Source organism: Martinezella paranaensis (assembly GCF_014200235.1).
Taxonomy (GTDB): Bacteria; Pseudomonadota; Alphaproteobacteria; order Rhizobiales; family Rhizobiaceae; genus Rhizobium; species Rhizobium paranaense.
The window spans coordinates 310,114-327,999 of sequence record NZ_JACHBI010000004.1 but is presented as its reverse complement, the minus strand read 5'-3'; the positions used below and the strand labels follow the sequence as shown (position 1 = coordinate 327,999).

At 60.5% G+C, this 17,886-nt stretch carries 19 protein-coding genes; 9 read left to right on the top strand and 10 right to left on the bottom strand.

Going from position 1 to position 17,886, the window contains the following annotated elements; genetic code table 11:
- Positions 1-4 precede the first annotated feature (4 nt).
- From GGD50_RS12855 to GGD50_RS12845, 3 genes are read left to right on the top strand one after another with little or no spacing between them, the layout of a single operon-like run.
- Complete coding sequence (locus GGD50_RS12855; RefSeq protein WP_107109607.1) at positions 5-1,606, top strand: heme biosynthesis protein HemY; 1,602 nt, start codon at positions 5-7, stop codon at positions 1,604-1,606.
- Positions 1,607-1,618: 12 nt separating this feature from the next.
- Positions 1,619-2,104, top strand: a complete 486-nt coding sequence (locus GGD50_RS12850) for a tellurite resistance TerB family protein (protein ID WP_107109608.1) — start codon at positions 1,619-1,621, stop codon at positions 2,102-2,104.
- Positions 2,097-2,828: a glutamine amidotransferase gene (locus tag GGD50_RS12845; protein WP_107109932.1), complete on the top strand. Its 732-nt coding sequence runs from the start codon at positions 2,097-2,099 to the stop codon at positions 2,826-2,828. The genes GGD50_RS12850 and GGD50_RS12845 overlap by 8 nt, the downstream gene beginning before the upstream one ends.
- Before the next feature lie 28 nt (positions 2,829-2,856).
- Here GGD50_RS12845 and GGD50_RS12840 read toward each other — a convergent pair whose 3' ends face one another.
- From GGD50_RS12840 to GGD50_RS12830, 3 genes are read right to left on the bottom strand one after another with little or no spacing between them, the layout of a single operon-like run.
- A complete protein-coding gene (locus GGD50_RS12840; RefSeq protein ID WP_107109609.1) occupies positions 2,857-3,957 on the bottom strand; it encodes an FUSC family protein in 1,101 nt (366 codons plus the stop codon).
- The gene (locus GGD50_RS12835) at positions 3,954-4,958 is read right to left on the bottom strand and encodes an HlyD family secretion protein (RefSeq protein ID WP_245407522.1); all 1,005 of its coding nucleotides are present in this window, start codon (positions 4,956-4,958) and stop codon (positions 3,954-3,956) included. Before GGD50_RS12835 ends, GGD50_RS12840 begins: the two co-directional genes overlap by 4 nt.
- Positions 4,959-5,006: 48 nt before the next feature.
- Positions 5,007-6,263, bottom strand: a complete 1,257-nt coding sequence (locus GGD50_RS12830) for an MFS transporter (protein ID WP_107109610.1) — start codon at positions 6,261-6,263, stop codon at positions 5,007-5,009.
- 135 nt (positions 6,264-6,398) lie between these two features.
- Here GGD50_RS12830 and GGD50_RS12825 point away from each other — a divergent pair, with 135 nt between their 5' ends.
- Together GGD50_RS12825 and GGD50_RS12820 are read left to right on the top strand one after the other, a co-directional pair.
- Complete coding sequence (locus GGD50_RS12825) at positions 6,399-6,692, top strand: YggT family protein (protein WP_107109611.1); 294 nt, start codon at positions 6,399-6,401, stop codon at positions 6,690-6,692.
- Positions 6,689-7,057 carry a DUF167 domain-containing protein gene (locus GGD50_RS12820; protein ID WP_107109612.1) on the top strand — a complete coding sequence of 123 codons (369 nt, stop codon included), beginning with the start codon at positions 6,689-6,691 and terminating at the stop codon, positions 7,055-7,057. The genes GGD50_RS12825 and GGD50_RS12820 overlap by 4 nt, the downstream gene beginning before the upstream one ends.
- Here GGD50_RS12820 and ppa read toward each other — a convergent pair.
- The 5 genes from ppa to GGD50_RS12795 form a co-directional block, all read right to left on the bottom strand.
- A complete protein-coding gene (gene ppa / locus GGD50_RS12815; protein WP_028751314.1) occupies positions 6,982-7,515 on the bottom strand; it encodes an inorganic diphosphatase in 534 nt (177 codons plus the stop codon). The two genes, GGD50_RS12820 and ppa, sit on opposite strands and share 76 nt — an antisense overlap.
- Positions 7,516-7,730: 215 nt before the next feature.
- Positions 7,731-8,237 carry a GNAT family N-acetyltransferase gene (locus GGD50_RS12810; protein ID WP_104824627.1) on the bottom strand — a complete coding sequence of 169 codons (507 nt, stop codon included), beginning with the start codon at positions 8,235-8,237 and terminating at the stop codon, positions 7,731-7,733.
- Positions 8,238-8,444: 207 nt separating this feature from the next.
- Positions 8,445-10,262, bottom strand: coding sequence for a translational GTPase TypA (gene typA / locus GGD50_RS12805; protein ID WP_107109613.1), 1,818 nt, complete (start codon positions 10,260-10,262; stop codon positions 8,445-8,447).
- Positions 10,263-10,446: 184 nt separating this feature from the next.
- Positions 10,447-12,510, bottom strand: coding sequence for a M3 family metallopeptidase (locus GGD50_RS12800; RefSeq protein ID WP_107109614.1), 2,064 nt, complete (start codon positions 12,508-12,510; stop codon positions 10,447-10,449).
- 97 nt (positions 12,511-12,607) lie between these two features.
- Positions 12,608-13,249, bottom strand: a complete 642-nt coding sequence (locus GGD50_RS12795; RefSeq protein WP_107109615.1) for a LysE family translocator — start codon at positions 13,247-13,249, stop codon at positions 12,608-12,610.
- Between the two features lie 161 nt (positions 13,250-13,410).
- On the opposite strand from GGD50_RS12795, the gene GGD50_RS12790 reads away from it, so the two are divergent.
- A complete protein-coding gene (locus GGD50_RS12790; RefSeq protein WP_107109616.1) occupies positions 13,411-13,893 on the top strand; it encodes a MarR family winged helix-turn-helix transcriptional regulator in 483 nt (160 codons plus the stop codon).
- Between the two features lie 88 nt (positions 13,894-13,981).
- Here GGD50_RS12790 and GGD50_RS12785 read toward each other — a convergent pair whose 3' ends face one another.
- A complete protein-coding gene (locus GGD50_RS12785; RefSeq protein WP_107109617.1) occupies positions 13,982-15,205 on the bottom strand; it encodes an argininosuccinate synthase in 1,224 nt (407 codons plus the stop codon).
- A gap of 236 nt (positions 15,206-15,441) precedes the next feature.
- Here GGD50_RS12785 and GGD50_RS12780 point away from each other — a divergent pair, with 236 nt between their 5' ends.
- From GGD50_RS12780 to GGD50_RS12770, 3 genes are all read left to right on the top strand, one after another.
- A complete protein-coding gene (locus GGD50_RS12780; protein ID WP_107109618.1) occupies positions 15,442-16,296 on the top strand; it encodes an SDR family NAD(P)-dependent oxidoreductase in 855 nt (284 codons plus the stop codon).
- Positions 16,297-16,359: 63 nt separating this feature from the next.
- The gene (locus tag GGD50_RS12775; RefSeq protein WP_107109934.1) at positions 16,360-17,001 is read left to right on the top strand and encodes a LysE family translocator; all 642 of its coding nucleotides are present in this window, start codon (positions 16,360-16,362) and stop codon (positions 16,999-17,001) included.
- An 84-nt stretch (positions 17,002-17,085) separates the two neighbouring features.
- Positions 17,086-17,478, top strand: coding sequence for a hypothetical protein (locus tag GGD50_RS12770; RefSeq protein ID WP_107109619.1), 393 nt, complete (start codon positions 17,086-17,088; stop codon positions 17,476-17,478).
- Here GGD50_RS12770 and GGD50_RS12765 read toward each other — a convergent pair.
- Complete coding sequence (locus GGD50_RS12765) at positions 17,475-17,882, bottom strand: hypothetical protein (RefSeq protein WP_107109620.1); 408 nt, start codon at positions 17,880-17,882, stop codon at positions 17,475-17,477. The genes GGD50_RS12770 and GGD50_RS12765 overlap by 4 nt on opposite strands.
- Between the last annotated feature and the right edge of the window lie 4 nt (positions 17,883-17,886).

The window sequence follows — 17,886 nt, the reverse complement described above, 5'->3', positions numbered from 1 at the left end:
GAGAATGATCAGACTGCTTATTTTCGCCGTTCTCGTCCTGGTGCTTGGCTATGGCTTTTCCTGGCTTGCGGATCGCCCCGGCGATCTTTCGCTGGTCTGGGGCGGCGAACTCTATCAAACCAGGCTTATCGTCGCCGCCGGCATCCTGATCGCGCTGATCGCCGCCGTCATGGTGGTCTGGTGGTTCATCCGCCTGATCTGGACCTCGCCGCATTCCGTCACCCGCTATTTTCGCGCCCGCAAGCGCGACCGCGGCTATCAGGCTTTGTCCACGGGGCTGATCGCCGCCGGCGCTGGCAACGCGTTGCTTGCCCGCAAGATGGCGGCGCGCACGCGCGGCCTCATCCGCGCCGATCAGGAGCCGCTGATCAACCTGCTAGAAGCGCAGGCTGCGCTGATCGAGGGTAAGCATGACGAGGCCCGCCAAAAATTCGAGCTGATGGCCAACGACCCGGAAACCCGCGAACTGGGTCTGCGCGGTCTTTATCTCGAAGCCAAACGTCTCGGCGCGCATGAAGCAGCACGGCACTATGCCGAAAAAGCTGCCGACCAGGCGCCCTATCTGCCTTGGGCAGCACAGGCGACGCTGGAATATCGCAGCCAGGCCGGCGATTGGGACGAAGCCATCAAGCTTCTCGACCAGCAGAAGATCGCCCGTGTCATCGACAAGGACACTGCCAACCGCCAGCGTGCTGTATTGCTGACCGCACGAGCCAATGAAAAGCTCGAAGGCGATCCATCCGGCGCCCGGGACGATGCGCTGGCCGCGCTGAAGCAGTCCCCTGATTTCGTGCCGGCCGCGCTCACCGCCGCCAAGGCATTGTTTCGCGAAGACAAAGTCCGCAAGGCCGCTTCTATTCTTGAACAGGTCTGGAAGGCGGAGCCGCATCCGGAGATCGGCAGAGCCTATGTCCGCGCCCGCAGTGGCGATTCCGTCGCCGATCGCCTGAAGCGTGCCGAGCGACTGGAGGCGATCCGCCCGAACAACGTCGAAGCACTGCTGATCACGGCAAAGGCCGCACTCGACGCCCGTGATTTCGCCAAGGCTCGCACCAAGGCGGAAGCCGCGGCCCGCATCGATGCCCGCGAAGGCGCGTTCCTACTGCTCGCCGACATCGAAGAGGCCGAAACCGGAGATCAGGGCCGCATCCGCCACTGGATGGCGCAGGCATTGCGCGCGCCACGCGATCCGGCCTGGCTAGCCGATGGCGTCGTTTCCGACAAATGGCTGCCGCTGTCGCCGATTACCGGCCGCCTCGACGCCTTCGAATGGAAAGCGCCCTTCGGCCAACTCGAAGGCCCGGTGGAAGAGGGTACGATCGCCTCGGTCGACGCCGCGCTGCGGTCGCTGCCGCCGGTGCGCGAGGCAGCTCCCGCAACCGCCGCGGCGCAACCGACCTCACCAACAGTTGCTTCGCCGGCTGCCGATACATCTGTTATAGAATTGGAGCCGGTCGCAACGAAGCCGGCTCCCGCGCGTCCCGCCAAATTCGAGCCGGCGAAGGAGCCGGAACCAAAGCCCTTCTTCGGCGGTGCGCCGGATGATCCGGGCGTGAAAGATCTCAAGCTTGAACCGGAACCCAAGACACGGCTGAAGCTCTTCTAAGAATGGAATCGAATGTTTGAACGCTTTCAGGAATTCTTCCAAAATCTGACCAGGGAAAACCCCAAGTCCGGTTTTGCTCCCGACGATCCGCGTATCGCGGTTGCCGCGCTCTGTTTCCAGGTGATGGAGGCGGATGGCAAGATCGAGGAAAGCGAGAAGAAGCGGCTTCGCAAGCTGCTGAAGAGCCAATACGGTCTCGACGGCCGCCAGCTCGACGCGCTGATTGCGGCCGGTCAGGAGGCCGAGAGCGAGGCGGTCGATTATTACCGCTTCACTTCCGATCTGAAGCGCCATCTCAACAGCGAACAGCGCCTCGAACTTCTCGGCATCCTCTGGGACATCGTTTATGCGGATGGCGAACGCAGCGAAATGGAGGACCATGCGATCTGGCGCATCGCCGATCTCTTGGGCATTTCCGATCGTGATCGCGTCGTCAAGCGCCAGGAGGCAGCCGCCCGCGCCCCGGGTCCCAGGAAGGAAACCGGGGATGATGATTGAGGCGCCGCGGGGTGGTAGACGCGGCCCCGTATTGATCGTCCTGCATCAGGAACGCTCCAGCGCCGGCCGCGTCGGCCAGATGCTTTTGGACAAGGGCTACGATCTCGACATCCGTCGGCCGGTGCTTGGCGACCGGCTGCCGACAACGCTGGAAGGTCACGCCGGCGCGGTGGTCTTCGGCGGCCCGATGAGCGCCAATGATCCCGACGATTTCGTCAAGGCCGAGATCAATTGGCTCGACGTGCCGCTAAAGGAAAATCGCCCCTATCTCGGCATCTGCCTCGGCGCGCAGATGCTCGCCCGCCACCTCGGCGCCAAGGTCAAAGCCCGCGATGACGGCAAGACCGAAATCGGCTGGTATCCGCTGCAGCCGACGGAAAAAGGCCGGCTTTTGATGCGCCACTGGCCGCAAATGGTCTATCATTTTCACCGTGAAGGTTTCGAACTGCCTCACGGTGCCGATCTGTTGGCGACAGGCGAGACCTATCCCAACCAGGCCTATCGCTACGGCGCCAATGCCTGGGGCCTGCAGTTCCACGCGGAACTGACCCGCGCCATGATGCAGCGCTGGGTCGTACATGGCGAGCACCGCTTCTGCATGCCGAACGCCCAGAAGGGCCGCGAGCATCTGGAGGGCCGGATGATTTTTGACCCACCGCTCAAAGCCTGGCTATCCGAATTCCTCGATCTGATTTTCGAGGGCAAGCAGGCGATCGCGGCCTGATCGGCTCCGCCTCATCCCATCCTTCGCGTCAGCTCTGCTTTTCCTCCGCCGTTGATTGGATGCCGAGCGGCGGACCAACCAACAGGTTGATGAGCACCAAAAGCCCTATGGCTCCAATCATGCCGGCGATGCGGTTCATGGCCGGCAGTAGGCTGTCCGCGGGGCCTGTATCCTGCACAAGCGTCAGGATCAATGCGACGCCCGCCTGCGAACCAACGCCGGCGATGCCATACCGCCCGCTCTGGATCTGCATGGAAAGCCAGGTGCCTGCCATCAGCAACAACAGCCAGGGTACGAAGGATTGGCTGATCGGGAAGAACAGCACCATGGCGCCAAAACAGCCGCCCAGTATGCACCCGGCTATCCGCTGCAACATGCGCTGAGCAATCGCCGATTGGTCCCTTTCCGAAATCCCGGTCAGCGTCGGAACAGCCATGACAGCGCCGATCGAAATCGCCATCTGGCTGAGGTTAGGCAACTCCAGTTGCCGCCAGACCAGTGGCACCGCCGCAACCGCCATCCCCGTTCGCATGGCATGCGACAGCACATGCCAGTTGGGACCGAACAAACTATGCCAACCGGGTGGCGGCGCCACCGCCTCGCCTTCCGCAGGCGCCAGTAGCCGTGTCACCAGAAGCGCCGTGGCAGTACCGAGCACGATCTCGACGGCACGATAGAAAGCGATGGAAAGCGCCAGCGTCGGATCATCCAACGAACCAAGCGTCACCATCATGGCCGTGATCCCACCAAGCAGCCAGGCCTGGCCGTGGGGGCTCAGCAATGAGCCGAGGATGGCAAGCGTACCGGCGGCAAAAAGAAGCAGCACCGTCGCCAAAGGATCATAGACGACCCAGGGTGCAAGGACGAAGCTCAGCGCCGCGCCGACGAGCGTTCCCACCATCCTCATCCCGCCTCTCTGCCAGGATTGCGGATGGCTCGCCTGCACGCACAGGAAGGCGCTGATCCCGGCCCACCAGGGATTGTTGACCCTCAGCATCAAAGCAAGGACGAGCGCGAGTCCGACCGCCAGGGCGGCGATATTGGCTTGCCACACGCGGGGGCCGGAAAGGCTGAGCTCTGCCAGCTCGCCGCGGATCGCATTGACGAGCTCGGCGATAGCCTTCCTCATGGGAAGATCAGTGTGCTGGCATCCGATCCCATATAAAGGGTGAGGTCAGATGGGGGATCGGCCAGCTTCAGCGTTACCGGGAAGCGGCGTCCCAGCCGGATCCAGTCGGTGGTCGGAGCGACATAGGGCAATATTCCATCCTGATTGGGGCCTCTGCTGATGCCGCGCGACACGCCTTCGATACGAGCGCGATAGAGGCGCCACGGATGCGTGTCGAGCCATACCCAGGCTGCCTTGCCGGGCTTAAGGCTCCTGATGTAGTTCTCCTTGTAGTTCGCAACGATGCGCCAGCCCGCCGCATCGACGATGCCGACGAGCGCCTTGCCGGCCGAGGCCGTATCGCCCACGCTGACGGAGAGATTGTTGACCGTGCCGTCGGCGGGCGTGTGGATTTCGGTCTGGCTGAGCTGCCATTCCGCCAAGGCAAGCGCGGCCTTAGCCTGCGCGGCGACAGCGTCCTGATTGACAACCGACTGCGAAGCCTTATCGACCGCCTCGCGGGCGGCCACCTGCTCCCGCTGTTGGGCGGAAACCATGTCGGCAGCCGTCAAGGCCACCTGCTTCTGATCACCGCTGGCCTGTTGTAATGCGGCCGTCGCAGCCGCCAGCCGATCCTGAGCAGCCTTCAGCTCATCGTTGACAAGCTTGTGATTCACAGCCGCTTCCTGAACCGCTGCTTTGCGTTGATCGACGACGAGCTGGAACGGCACCTTATCGATGACAGCCAAAAGATCGCCGCGCCGTACCTCCTGGTCGTTGGCGACGTTGACGCTGACGATCACGCCCGTGACCTGCGGGGCAATCGTCACGAAATTCGTGGTGACATAGGCATCGTCCGTATAGGCGACGAACGACGTCAGAACCTGCCAAACCGCCAATAGCGCCAGCAGGCAGGCTATACCCACGACGAGCCGGAACGCGCGCTGGCGCTCGGTGGACGCAGCCGGCAGCGGAGCAGATGGCTCCGGCTCGATCGGTTCGTTGCTCGTCATGTTGCTCATGGCGACAACATGCGCGCGCACTTGCCATCATGACAAGAAAATTGTGGCTTACGCCACCTGCGGCTCGCCCTCGCGGTCCGGCGCATTCAGGCTATCGATCTTTCGCAGTTGCGGGAAGCCGCTCGCCCAGATGATCGCGACGGCCAAGGTGCCGATGCCGCCGATGACGACGGCAGGGACGGCGCCGAAATAGCGCGCCATAGTGCCGGCGCGGAATTCGCCGAGTTCGTTCGACGCACCGACGAAGACCATGTTCACGGCATTGACGCGGCCGCGTACGTGGTCCGGCGTCCAGAGCGTGATCAGAGTTTCGCGGACGTAGACCGAGATCAGGTCGGAGGCGCCCATGATGGCGAGCGCCGCGATCGATAGCCACGGCGTATGCGAAATGCCGAAGATCAATGTTCCCAAGCCAAACATTGCGACGCCGCTGAACATGTAGATCCCGGCACGATGCCGGATGGGATAGGTCGCCAGAAACAGGCCCATGGCAATGGCGCCGAAGCTTGGCGCGGCGCGCAGCAGGCCGAGGCCCCAGGGACCGAGCGTCAGGATATCGCGCGCATAGACCGGCATCAGCGCCACGGCTCCGCCAAGCAGCACGGCGAAGAGATCGAGCGAGACGGCGCCGAGCACCACCTTTTCCGACCAGATGAAATGGAAGCCTGCGAGGATCTCCTTCAAGCTTCTCGATTCATGCGCAACACGCTGCTGCGGTTTCGGAATGAGGAAAGTCAGCAGCGAACCGGCGGCGAAGAACACGACGGCGACCGTATAGGAAACGCTCGGGCCGACACCGTAGAGCAGACCGCCCGCGACGGGGCCGAGAATGGCGGCCGCATCCCAGGACATGGAATTCCAGGTCACCGCGTTCGGCAAATCCCTCGGCGGAATGAGATTGGGCGCAAGCGACTGCGTCGCCGGCGTCATGAAGGCGCGCTCGATGCCGAAGACGGTAAGGATCGCGAAAACCGGAAGCGGCGCGAAGGTGCCGGAAACCGTCAGAAACAGTAGTGCCGCAGTACAGATCGTGCCGACGAAAATGCAGATGGCGGCCACCATGCGCCTGTTGTAGCGGTCGGCGACGGTGCCGGTCACCAGGATCAGGAGCAGCGAAGGCAGGAACTGCACCAGGCCGATCAGGCCGAGATAGATCGGATTGCCGGTATGGTCATACATCTGCCAGCCGACGGAGACGCTGACCACCTGTGTGGCGAAAGCCGTCAGAAATCGGGCAAAGAAGAAATAGGTGTAGGCGACGTGCCTGAAAGCGGCAAACCGGTCACCGCTCGGAACCGACGACATGAGATGAGGCTTTCCGGCCGGAGCTGTAGAGAACGCTCGGCCTGTTAAACATGATTCAGCGTGCTTCAAAGCATGGGACTTGCCCGTTAAGTCGCCAATGTCTACATGTCTGTCAACCGCGAAATGGAGACGGATATGCTCGCCTTATTTCAAACCATTGATCTGGCTTTGAATCTTTATACTTGGGTACTGATCGCCAGTGCCATTTTTTCATGGCTCTATGCATTCAATGTCATTAATTCGAGCAATCAGTTCGTCAACTCGGTCGGAAGTTTCCTCTATGCGGTCACGGAACCGGCGCTCCGTCCGATCCGGCGCATCCTGCCCGATCTCGGCGGCATCGACATTTCGCCGATCATCCTGCTGCTGATCATCTTCTTCTTCCGTTCCCTGATGTGGAACACGCTTTATCCGCTCGTCGGCCGGTGAGCGATGCCTGGCAGGCTTTTGCCGACCATGTGAGATTGTCCATCCGGCTCACGCCCAATGGCGGGCGTGATGCGATCGACGGGTTCGAGACCGGCGCCGATGGCGAAGCCTATCTCAAGGCGCGTGTCTCCGCCGTGCCGGAAAAGGGCAAGGCCAACAAGGCGCTGATCGCGCTCATCGCCAAGAGCTTCGGCACCTCCAAATCCTCGGTCAGCCTGATTTCCGGTGAGACCGCGCGTAAAAAAATCCTCCGGATCGATGGCGACCCGGAGGATTTGATAAGACCTGATCACTTCGCCTTCTTGGCGCGCTCGATAGCTTCGAGAATGAGTTCGCCGGCTTCCTTCGAGCCTTTCCAGCCGTAGATCTTCACCCACTTGCCGGGCTCCAGATCCTTGTAGTGCTCGAAGAAGTGCTCGATCTGCTTCACCGTGATTTCCGGCAGGTCGGTATATTCCCTAACCTTCTCGTAGCGCAGCGTCAGCTTCGGCGAAGGAACGGCAATGATCTTTTCGTCCTTGCCGGAATTGTCTTCCATCATCAGCACGCCGATCGGGCGGACGTTGATGACGCAGCCCGGAACCAGCGGGCGGGTGCTGGCGATCAGCACGTCGATCGGGTCGCCGTCTTCGGAGAGCGTGTGCGGGACGAAGCCGTAATTGCCCGGATAGGTCATCGGCGTGTAGAGGAAACGGTCGACAACCAGCGTGCCGGCGTCCTTGTCCATTTCATACTTGATCGGATGACCGCCGACCGGAACTTCAACGATGACGTTGACGTCTTCGGGCGGGTTCTTGCCAATGGAAATCGCGTCGATGCGCATGCGTGTCCCCTAATAAGGATGGTTGCTGCCAGCCAAATAATCGGAATCATGACGCAACGCAACAAGGCATTGGGACGGTGCGGGATTTTAATCGATTGTCGCAGCGGGCGTCTTAACGCATGTCCCGCAAAAGTGCGCAACGGTTTTGCGATAACGACATGCGCAATATCAAGAGCCTAGAGCGCAAGGAGCGAGTTTGAAAGATCGCGACCGCTTTAGGGCCAGACGAAGCCGATCTTCTTGAGCTGCTTGCGGTCGAAGGTCTCGATACCCTCGCAGAAATCGGCGCCGCCCTGACCGCGATAGAAGCGGTCGGCATTCTCGTTTTCCTCGAGGCACCAGACGACCAGTCCCTTGCAGCCAAGCGACTTCAGGAGCCGGCGCGCCTCGCCGAAGAGAAGCCGGCCAAGGCCGATGCCCTGATATTCCGGGCGCAGATAGAGTTCGTAGATCTCGCCTTCCTGAGGCAGTGCGCGGGCACGATTGAGACCGAGCGTGGCGTAACCGGCGATCTCGCCGGCGACATCGAGAACCAGAAGCGTTGCCGGGCCACTGGTCGCCTTGCGCCACCAGGCTTCGCCGCGGCGCTCGATCATCTGGCTGAGCGCACGATGCGGAATGATGCCGGTATAGGTGTACTGCCACGACTGGCGGTGCACCTCCGAAATGGCTCGGGCATCATGCGGTTCAGCCCGCCGAACATCAATCGACAACGTCTTCATAACGTCTACTCTGGTCCCGCCAGCGAAAATTAACCATCCACAAATCATGCGGACAGACGATTTGCCCACAGTCTTTACCTGTGGACGGCTACTGAAAATTAACCCCTTTTTAACCTTTGCAACAAGGGCTCAAAAATCGAACACACAAAATAAAACCCCGGCACAGGGGCCGGGGTCAATTCGTCCGAAGCGGTACAAGTCGCTCTATTATGCGTAGCGAGCCTTCTCGAAACGCTTACGCTCGTTCGGATCGAGGTACATTTTACGCAGGCGGATCGACTTCGGCGTGACTTCGACGAGCTCGTCGTCCTGGATCCAGGAGAGTGCGCGGTCGAGCGTCATGCGGATCGGCGGCGTCAGCTTCACGGCTTCGTCCTTGCCGGCGGCGCGGATGTTGGTGAGCTTCTTGCCCTTCAGCACGTTGACTTCGAGGTCGTTGTCGCGGGAGTGGATGCCGATGATCATGCCGGCATAGACCTTCTCGCCGGCGTCGATGATCATCGGGCCGCGGTCTTCCAGGTTGAACAAGGCATAGGCCACGGCTTCGCCGGCTTCGTTGGCGAGCAGCACGCCGTTCACACGGCCGCCGATTTCGCCCTTGTACGGCTGATAGTCATGGAACAGACGGTTCATGACGGCGGTGCCGCGCGTGTCCGTCAGAAGTTCCGACTGGTAGCCGATCAGGCCGCGGGTCGGCGCGAAGAATACGAGGCGAACGCGATTGCCGCCCGACGGACGCAGCTCAGCCATTTCGGCCTTACGCTCCGACATCTTCTGCACGACGATACCGGAATGCTCTTCGTCAACGTCGATGACGACTTCTTCGATCGGCTCTAGAAGCTCACCGCTCTCATCCTTGTGCATGACGACGCGCGGACGCGAAACGGCAAGCTCGAAGCCTTCGCGGCGCATGGTTTCGATCAGGACGGCGAGCTGCAATTCGCCACGACCGGAGACGTAGAACGAGTCCTTGCCTTCGGCTTCTTCGATCTTCAGCGCAACGTTGCCTTCGGCTTCCTTGAACAGACGGTCGCGGATGACGCGCGAGGTGACCTTGTCGCCTTCGGTGCCTGCATAGGGGCTGTCGTTGACGATGAAGGACATGGTGACGGTCGGCGGGTCGATCGGCTGCGCGACGAGCGGCTCGCTGACCTGCGGATCGCAGAAGGTGTCGGCGACCGTGCCCTTGGAAAGGCCGGCGATGGCGACGATATCACCTGCCTGCGCTTCTTCGATCGGCTGACGCTCGATGCCGCGGAAGGCGAGGATCTTGGAGATACGGCCGGTTTCGATGAGGTTGCCGTCAGCGCCCAGAACCTTGACGGCCTGGTTCGGCTTGATCGAGCCGGAATGGATGCGGCCGGTGATGATGCGGCCGAGGAAGGGGTTGGCTTCCAGGATGGTGCCGATCATACGGAACGGGCCTTCGCCGACGGTCGGCTCCGGAACGTGCTTGACGACGAGGTCGAGCAGCGGGCCGAGACCTTCGTCCTTCGGACCTTCCGGCGAATAGTTCATCCAGCCGTTACGGCCGGAACCGTAGAGGATCGGGAAGTCGAGCTGCTCGTCGGTGGCGTCGAGATTGGCGAAGAGATCGAAGACTTCGTTGATGACTTCGTCGGCGCGGGCGTCCGGACGGTCGATCTTGTTGATCGCGACGATCGGGCGAAGACCAACCTTCAGCGCCTTGCCGACGACGAACTTGGTCTGCGGCATCGGGCCTTCGGCAGCGTCGACGAGAACGATCGCGCCGTCCACCATCGACAGGATGCGCTCGACTTCACCGCCGAAGTCGGCGTGGCCGGGGGTGTCGACGATGTTGATGCGTGTATCCTTCCAGACGACCGAGGTCGCCTTGGCGAGAATGGTGATGCCGCGTTCCTTTTCCAGGTCGTTCGAGTCCATGACGCGTTCGGCAACGCGCTGGTTCTCGCGGAAGGAGCCGGACTGCTTCAGAAGCTCGTCAACGAGGGTGGTTTTCCCATGGTCAACGTGCGCGATGATCGCGATGTTGCGAAGTGCCATAATCTTGTATCTCTGAGGCTGGGGCGCGGTATGAAGTGAACACGCCAATTACATTTGGCGCGCTCATACCCTTTTTTTCGCGAATGCGAAAGGGGGGAGGCACGAAAGCGCGCAGCATGCCCGCTTTCGCATATCCCCAACATGTCGATCTTGTCACCGAACCTTCACGTCCGGGGATAAAGGATCAGGCCGCCAGCCCCTTTTTCCTCAGCATCGCGTCCGGGCTCGGCAACTTGCCGCGGAAGGCCTTGTAGGCATCCTCCGGATCGATCGAGCCACCCACGGAATAGATATTGGCCTTCAGCTTTCCAGCCATATCCGGATTGAACGCGTCGCCGGTTTCCTCGAAGGCGGCGAAAGCGTCGGCGTCCAGCACTTCCGACCACATGTAGGAATAATAGCCGGCCGAATAGCCGTCGCCGGAAAACACATGTTGGAAGTGCGGCGTGGCATGGCGCATGACGATCGAATTCGGCATGCCGATTTCCGAAAGCACTTCGGTCTGCACTACCATGGGGTCCTCGACAGCGCCACGGGTATGAAAAGCCATATCGACCAGCGCCGAGGACGTGAATTCCACGGTGTTGAAGCCGGCATTGAAGGTGCGGGCGGCAAGAACCTTGTCGAGCAAAGCTTGCGGCATCGGCGCGCCGGTCTCGTAGTGCACGGCATATTCCTTGAGGATTGTCGGCACGGTCAGCCAGTGTTCGTAAAGCTGCGACGGCAGCTCGACGAAATCGCGGGAAACGCCGGTGCCCGACACCGACGGATAGGTGACGTTGGAGAGCATGCCGTGCAGCGCGTGGCCGAATTCATGGAACAGCGTGCGGGCATCGTCGAGCGACAGTAGCGCCGGCTTGCCTTCGGCGGGCTTGGCGAAATTGCAGACGTTATAGATGATCGGCAGCTCGCCGACATGACCATTCTTCAGCGGCAGTTTATGCTGCGATTGAAACGAGCTCATCCAGGCGCCTGAGCGCTTGGAATTGCGGGCGAAATAATCGCCGAGGAACAGTGCCACCAGCCTGTCCGAGCGATCGCGGATTTCGAAAACACGCACATCGGGGTGATAGGCGGGAACACCCTTCTGCTCGACGGCGCGAATGCCGAAGAGGCGACCGGCAACGTCGAAGCAGGCGGCGATGATCTTTTCGAGCTGCAGATAGGGCTTCAGTTCCGTCTCGGAGAAATCGAACTTCCGCGTCCTGATCTTCTCGGCATAATGCCGCCAATCCCAAGGCATGACCTCGTGATTGCGCCCTTCCTCGGCGATCAGCGCGGCGATATCGCCCTCTTCCTCGCGAGCGCGCTCGATCGCCTTCGCCCAGACCGCCCTCAGCAGTTCGTTCACCGCCTCCGGCGTCTTGGCCATGGTGTTGTCGAGCTTCAATTCGGCAAAGTTGCCGTAGCCGAGCAGCTCGGCCTTCTCGGCTCTCAGCGCCAGCGTCTCTTTGATGATCTTGCGATTGTCCGTTTCGCCGCCGTTGGCGCCACGCGCTACCCATGCCTTGAAAGCCTGCTCACGTAGATCGCGACGCTCGGACGAAGACAGGAACGGCTCGATGATCGAGCGCGACAGCGTGACGACAAATTTGCCTTCTGCGCCATGTTCGCGTGCGGCTGCGGCCATCGCGTCCCTCAGAAAATCGGGAATGCCGGCCAGATCGGATTCTTCGGAGAGGATCAGTACCCAGCCTTTTTCGTCGGCGAGAACATTCTGCCCAAACTGCGCGCCGAGGCCCGCCAATTTCTCATTGATCTCGGCGAGCCGCTCCTGTTCTGCCTTCGCCAGCTTGGCGCCCGACTTCACGAAACCCTTCCAGTGCCGTTCCAGCACGCGAGTTTCTTCCACTGTCAGGCCAAGCTCCTCACGCGCTTCCCATAGCGCATCGATGCGAGCAAACAGCGCGGCGTTCATGCCGATCTTCGAATAATGCCGCGACATCTTCGGCGCGATCTCGCGCTCCAAGGCCTGGATCAGCTCGTTGGTGTGCGCCCCGGCCCTGTTCCAGAACAGAGCGGAGACCCGCGACAGCTCGTCGCCGGCGATTTCGAGCGCGGTAACGGTGTTGGCAAAAGTCGGCGCCTCGCCGTTGTCAGCGATCGCATCGATCTCCGCGTTATGCGCCGCAAGAGCGGCGTCAAAGGCAGGCGCAAAATCGGCGTCTTTCACGGCATCGAAACGCGGTAGGCCCTGATGTCCGGTCCATTCGACGAGCGCTGGGTTGACGGCGGTTTGGGAAGACATGCAAGGCATCCTTTCGGCAGGCATCTGATCGAAGCACGATATAAGACCCTCGCCGCCAAATTGGTATGGCGAGGGTGGAACAAATAATGAGGAAAGGTCAGGCCTTGCGCCAACCGAGCAAGCCGGGCGTCGCATGCCACAAAGCCTGCGCAGCAAAGCCCATGAACAGCACGCCGGAGCAGCGTACGATCAGCCGCTCGTGAGCGCGGTAGAAACGCCTAACGGCGCCAGCGCCGATAACGCCGATGAGGATGATATCGGCGGTGATGAAGCCGACGAAAGAAACGGCGAGCAGCAGCGGCAGCGCGCTGAAGGTCAACGCACCCGCCGAACCTGCCACCAGCGCGGTGAACGTTGCCAGTGCCACCGGATATCCTTTCGGATTGGTGACGCCAAAGATCAGGCCACGCCGGAAGGGACGTTCGACATTCAGCAACGCCTTGCCATCCTTCTTCGGCTTGGCGGTGAACGCATTCCAGCCGATCCAGGCAAGATAGAAGCCGCAGAGCAAGCCGAGCACGTCGAATACGACGGTACCGATAGTTTTTGCGCCGATGATTGCAATCAAAGCGAGTGACGACCAAATGATATCCCCGACCAAATGACCGCTCACGAAGAAGGCGCCAGCCTTGCGCCCCTGCCCCGCGCCGATGCCGAGCAGCGCCAGGAAAGCAGGTCCGGGAATGAGCACATAAAACAGCGCCGCCAAGAAGGCGCCGACGATAAGGGATTGCGTCATATTGGAAGTTCCCGCTGATAATCAGGGCAGATTAGCAACGCTTCGAATCGGGTCAAGCGGGACAAGTCTATTGAAAAAGGAAGAATCCGTTGAATTCGGGGGGCGAAATCAATAAAGATTGGTTGGGGCCTAAAAAACAAAGCGTAAGTAGGGAAGCGCTTATGAGCAGCAGGATAGATACGGATTCGCTTGCCTTTCTCGTGGCGGATTGCGCCCGATTGATGCGAGCGGCCTTCGAGCGGCGCATTATGGTCGCGGGGCTGGGTTTGACGGCGGGTGAAGCGCGCACGCTCATCCAGGTCGCCGCCGTCAATGGCAGCCGTCAATTGGATATTGCCACTCGCATGGGGTTGGAGCCGATGACAGTCAGCGCCTTCCTCGACAAATTGCAGGCGCGCGGCCTGATCGAGCGTCAGCCCGATCCGCTTGACCGTCGCGCCAAGCGCATCGTGCTGTCGGAGGCGGCCGGTGCCAAGCTGAAGCAGATCGGTTGCGAGATCTACGCGGTGGAAAAGGATGCAATGCAGGGCTTCGATCACGGCCTGCAGGATGAACTCCATCATGCGCTCCGCGCCTTCCGCAGCAATCTGCAGAATGCGGAGCTGCCGGCGGAGATCGAACGGGAATTAAGGGCCGCGGAGTAAATCCGGCCCTTTTTTCTATCTAACCATCCAGAAAGAAAAAACCCGCCTCCGGCAACCGGAAGCGGGCTTTTCATCATCTTGATGCCGATTACTTCGACAGATTGCGCTTGCCGAGCGTGCGCAGGCGCAGCGCGTTGAGCTTGATGAAGCCGGCCGCATCCTTCTGGTCGTAGGCGCCCTGGTCGTCTTCGAAGGTCACCAGCTTGTCGGAATAGAGCGACTTCGGGCTTTCGCGGCCGATGACCATGACATTGCCCTTGTAGAGCTTCAGCGTCACTTCGCCCTCGACATGCTCCTGGCTCTTGTCGATCAGCGCCTGCAGCATTTCGCGCTCCGGCGAGAACCAGAAGCCGTAATAGATCAGCTCGGCATAGCGCGGCATCAGCTCGTCCTTGAGGTGAGCTGCACCACGATCGAGCGTGATGGATTCGATGGCGCGGTGGGCGGCGAGCAGGATCGTGCCGCCGGGGGTCTCGTAGACGCCGCGCGACTTCATGCCGACATAGCGGTTCTCGACGAGGTCGAGACGACCGATACCATTGTCACGGCCGTAATTGTTGAGCGTTGCGAGCAGCGTCGCCGGGCTCATGCGCTGGCCGTTGATCGAAACGGCATCACCCTTTTCGAAGCCGACCTTGATGACGGTCGCCTTGTCGGGAGCAGCTTCCGGCGAAATCGTGCGCATGTGCACATATTCCGGTGCTTCCTGCGACGGATCTTCCAGAACCTTGCCCTCGGACGAGGAGTGCAGCAGGTTGGCATCGACGGAGAACGGCGCTTCGCCCTTCTTGTCCTTGGCGACCGGGATCTGATGCGTTTCAGCGAATTCGAGCAGATCGGTGCGGCTCTTGAACGACCAGTCGCGCCAGGGAGCGATGATCTTGATGTCCGGGTTCAGCGCATAGGCCGAAAGCTCGAAACGAACCTGGTCGTTGCCCTTGCCGGTCGCGCCATGCGCGATCGCATCGGCGCCGGTCTTCCTGGCAATATCGATCAGATGCTTGGAGATCAGCGGCCGGGCAATCGACGTGCCGAGCAGGTAGACGCCTTCATAGACGGCATTGGCGCGGAACATCGGGAAGACGAAATCGCGCACGAATTCTTCGCGCACGTCCTCGATATAGATTTCCTTGATGCCGAGCATCTCGGCCTTCTTGCGCGCCGGCTCAAGCTCTTCGCCCTGGCCGAGATCGGCGGTGAAGGTGACGACTTCTGCGCCGAGCTCCGTCTGCAGCCACTTCAGGATAATCGAGGTGTCGAGACCGCCGGAATAGGCGAGAACGACTTTCTTCACGTCTTTATGTGATGCCATGGTGATGAGGTCCGTTTCAATGCGAGCCCGCGGAGACGCCCGCAAACCCTGTGTGGCGGCACTTTTAGCGAGATTATCACGAGGCGCAAGGGGAAGCACTGCCAGTTCGTGTCGCGTTCATGACATGGAGAAGCGGCAAGACCTCTGGTTCATGGACACATGATTTCGATTTGACACATCAAATCGAGGGATCATATCTGCCAGTATCCAAACAAGGCCTAGGGAGGGCAACGCCCGTGACGGATATTCGAGAGATTTTCAAGAAAGCCAATGTGGCCGTCATCACCGGCGGCGCCTCGGGGATCGGCCTTGCGGCGGCGAAATATTTCGCAAAGCTCGGCATGAGCGTCGCCATCGCCGATCTCGGCCGCGACCGGCTGGCCGCTGCACGCGCCGAACTCGTAGCGATCGCCGGCGAGGACCAGGTCATGGCCGTCGAGACCGACGTTGCCCATAAGGAGCAGTTGGAAGCTCTCGAACGTGCCGTCCTGCAGCATTTCGGCCGCGTGCATGTGCTGATGAACAATGCCGGTATCGGGCCGGAAACCTCGATCTTTAGCCCGCAGCCCGGGTGGGACAACATCCTTGGTGTCAATCTTTTGGGGGTCATCAACGGTACGCGCGTTTTCGGACCCGGCATGCTGGCTCATGGAAAACCCGGCCTGATTATCAACACCGGTTCGAAGCAGGGCATCACCACACCGCCCGGCAACCCGGCCTACAACGTCTCCAAGGCGGGCGTGAAGGTCTTCACCGAGGCGCTCCAGCACGAACTGCGCAACACCGCCGGCGCCAGGATCTCCGCGCATCTCCTGATCCCCGGCTTCGTCTTCACCGGCCTCACCAAGGGCGACCGCCAGGAAAAGCCGGCCGGAGCCTGGACGCCGGAACAGACGGTCGATTTCATGGTCGAGAGCCTTGAGCGCGGCGACTTCTATATCCTCTGCCCGGACAATGATGTTGCGCGGCCAACGGACGAGCGCCGCATGCTCTGGGCCGCAGGCGATATCATCGAAAACCGCCCGCCGCTGTCACGCTGGCATCCCGACTATGCCGAAAAGTTCAAGGCATTCCTCGAAAAGAAGGATTGATTGGCAAAGATCAGAAAGCCGGATAAAACCGCTGATCCTTTTGTCCGGCTTTCGGAGCATGCCATGGACTTCATACCCAGCTTGCCGACCCTTCTTGCTTTTTCGGCCGCGAGCCTGCTGCTGGCGGCGACCCCCGGCCCCGACATGACCCTGTCGATCAGCCGTGCATTGGCGCAGGGCAAGAAGGCAGCACTTTTCGTGGTCCTCGGCACCAGCCTCGGTATCGTCGTGCATACGTTCCTGGTGGCTTTTGGCGTTTCGGCGCTGATTACCGCATCGCCGCTGGCCTTCACCATCCTGAAAACCGGTGGCGCTGCCTATCTGCTGTGGTTGGCGATCCAGGCGATCCGCTTCGGCTCCAGCTTGACGGTGAAGAAGGTCGATATCGCAAAAGGCACGCCGCTCGCCAACGTTTCGACCGGCTTTTGGGTCAATCTGCTGAACCCGAAGGTCATCATCTTCTTCATGACCTTCCTGCCGCAGTTCGTCACGGCGGGCGATCCGGCCGTCACGCAAAAGCTCCTGTTCCTGGGTTTCTTCTTCATCATGATCGGCATGCCGGTCAACGCGCTCGTCGTGCTTGCGGCCGACGGCCTGTCGACCTGGCTGCAGAAGAACCGCGGCATCATGCGCGGCCTCGACTATGCCTTTGCGAGCGTCTTTTCAGTCTTCGCGGTGAAGATCTTCCTCACGCATTCCCGTTAAGTGCGGCACGGCTTGAAAAGCGGGCGAACTATCCGCACATATTATGCATGTTTAAGTTGGGAAGCGGTAGCAAACCTTGAAACAATGCATAACGATCCAAAGTCTTCTTTTTGGCTGCGCGTCACCGACACCGAAATAAAGGTAATGCTTGTCGCCCTTGAATTGGCTGGCTTTTTTTTCGTTATGTGGGCAGTGCATGAAGCCAACGTCTGGCGGGTACATCACTTTCCACACGCTGAGGCCACCATTACCCGGATGTGGAACGAAGAGGTGCATCCAAGCAAGGGTGCCCCCTATACCGTGACGTTGGCGGAGATCATCTTCGTAAGAACGCATCTCGGCAAATCATACAACTGTGACGAGACAATCGAAATCGGACGTCCTCCAGTGCACGTTTTAGTAGGCGACCATCTCGACATCGTTCCGAAATCAGGCACCTGCTACAATCCTTTGATTACCAAGGATGTCCTGGGTTAAGGCAGCCCGGCGAACCGGCCGGCGATCCACCAATAGACGGTGCCGCAGACGGCACCAAGGAAGGCAAAACAAACGACGATGGTGATCAGATTGAGGGTCTGTGGTCCTTCCACACTCCCCGAGATCAGCACCGATGCCGCCGCTGACAGCAAGGCGCCGTAGAGGGCGTAACCATACCAGCGGCGCATGCCGCGCCATTCGAAAATCGCAATGACGACGAGCGATGGCAGGATGCTGACGATCATCGCGAGCTTGGTCAGCGCCACGGTGAGCGCGAAGAGTTCGGGGGCCGCCGTTCCCGGCATGGTCCAGGCTGCAACGCAAGCCAGCACGAAACCCATCAGAACACAGGCGCCGAGATAGCCCCACAGGAGCCGCATCGGCCCGCGTAGACCAAGCAGCATCGAT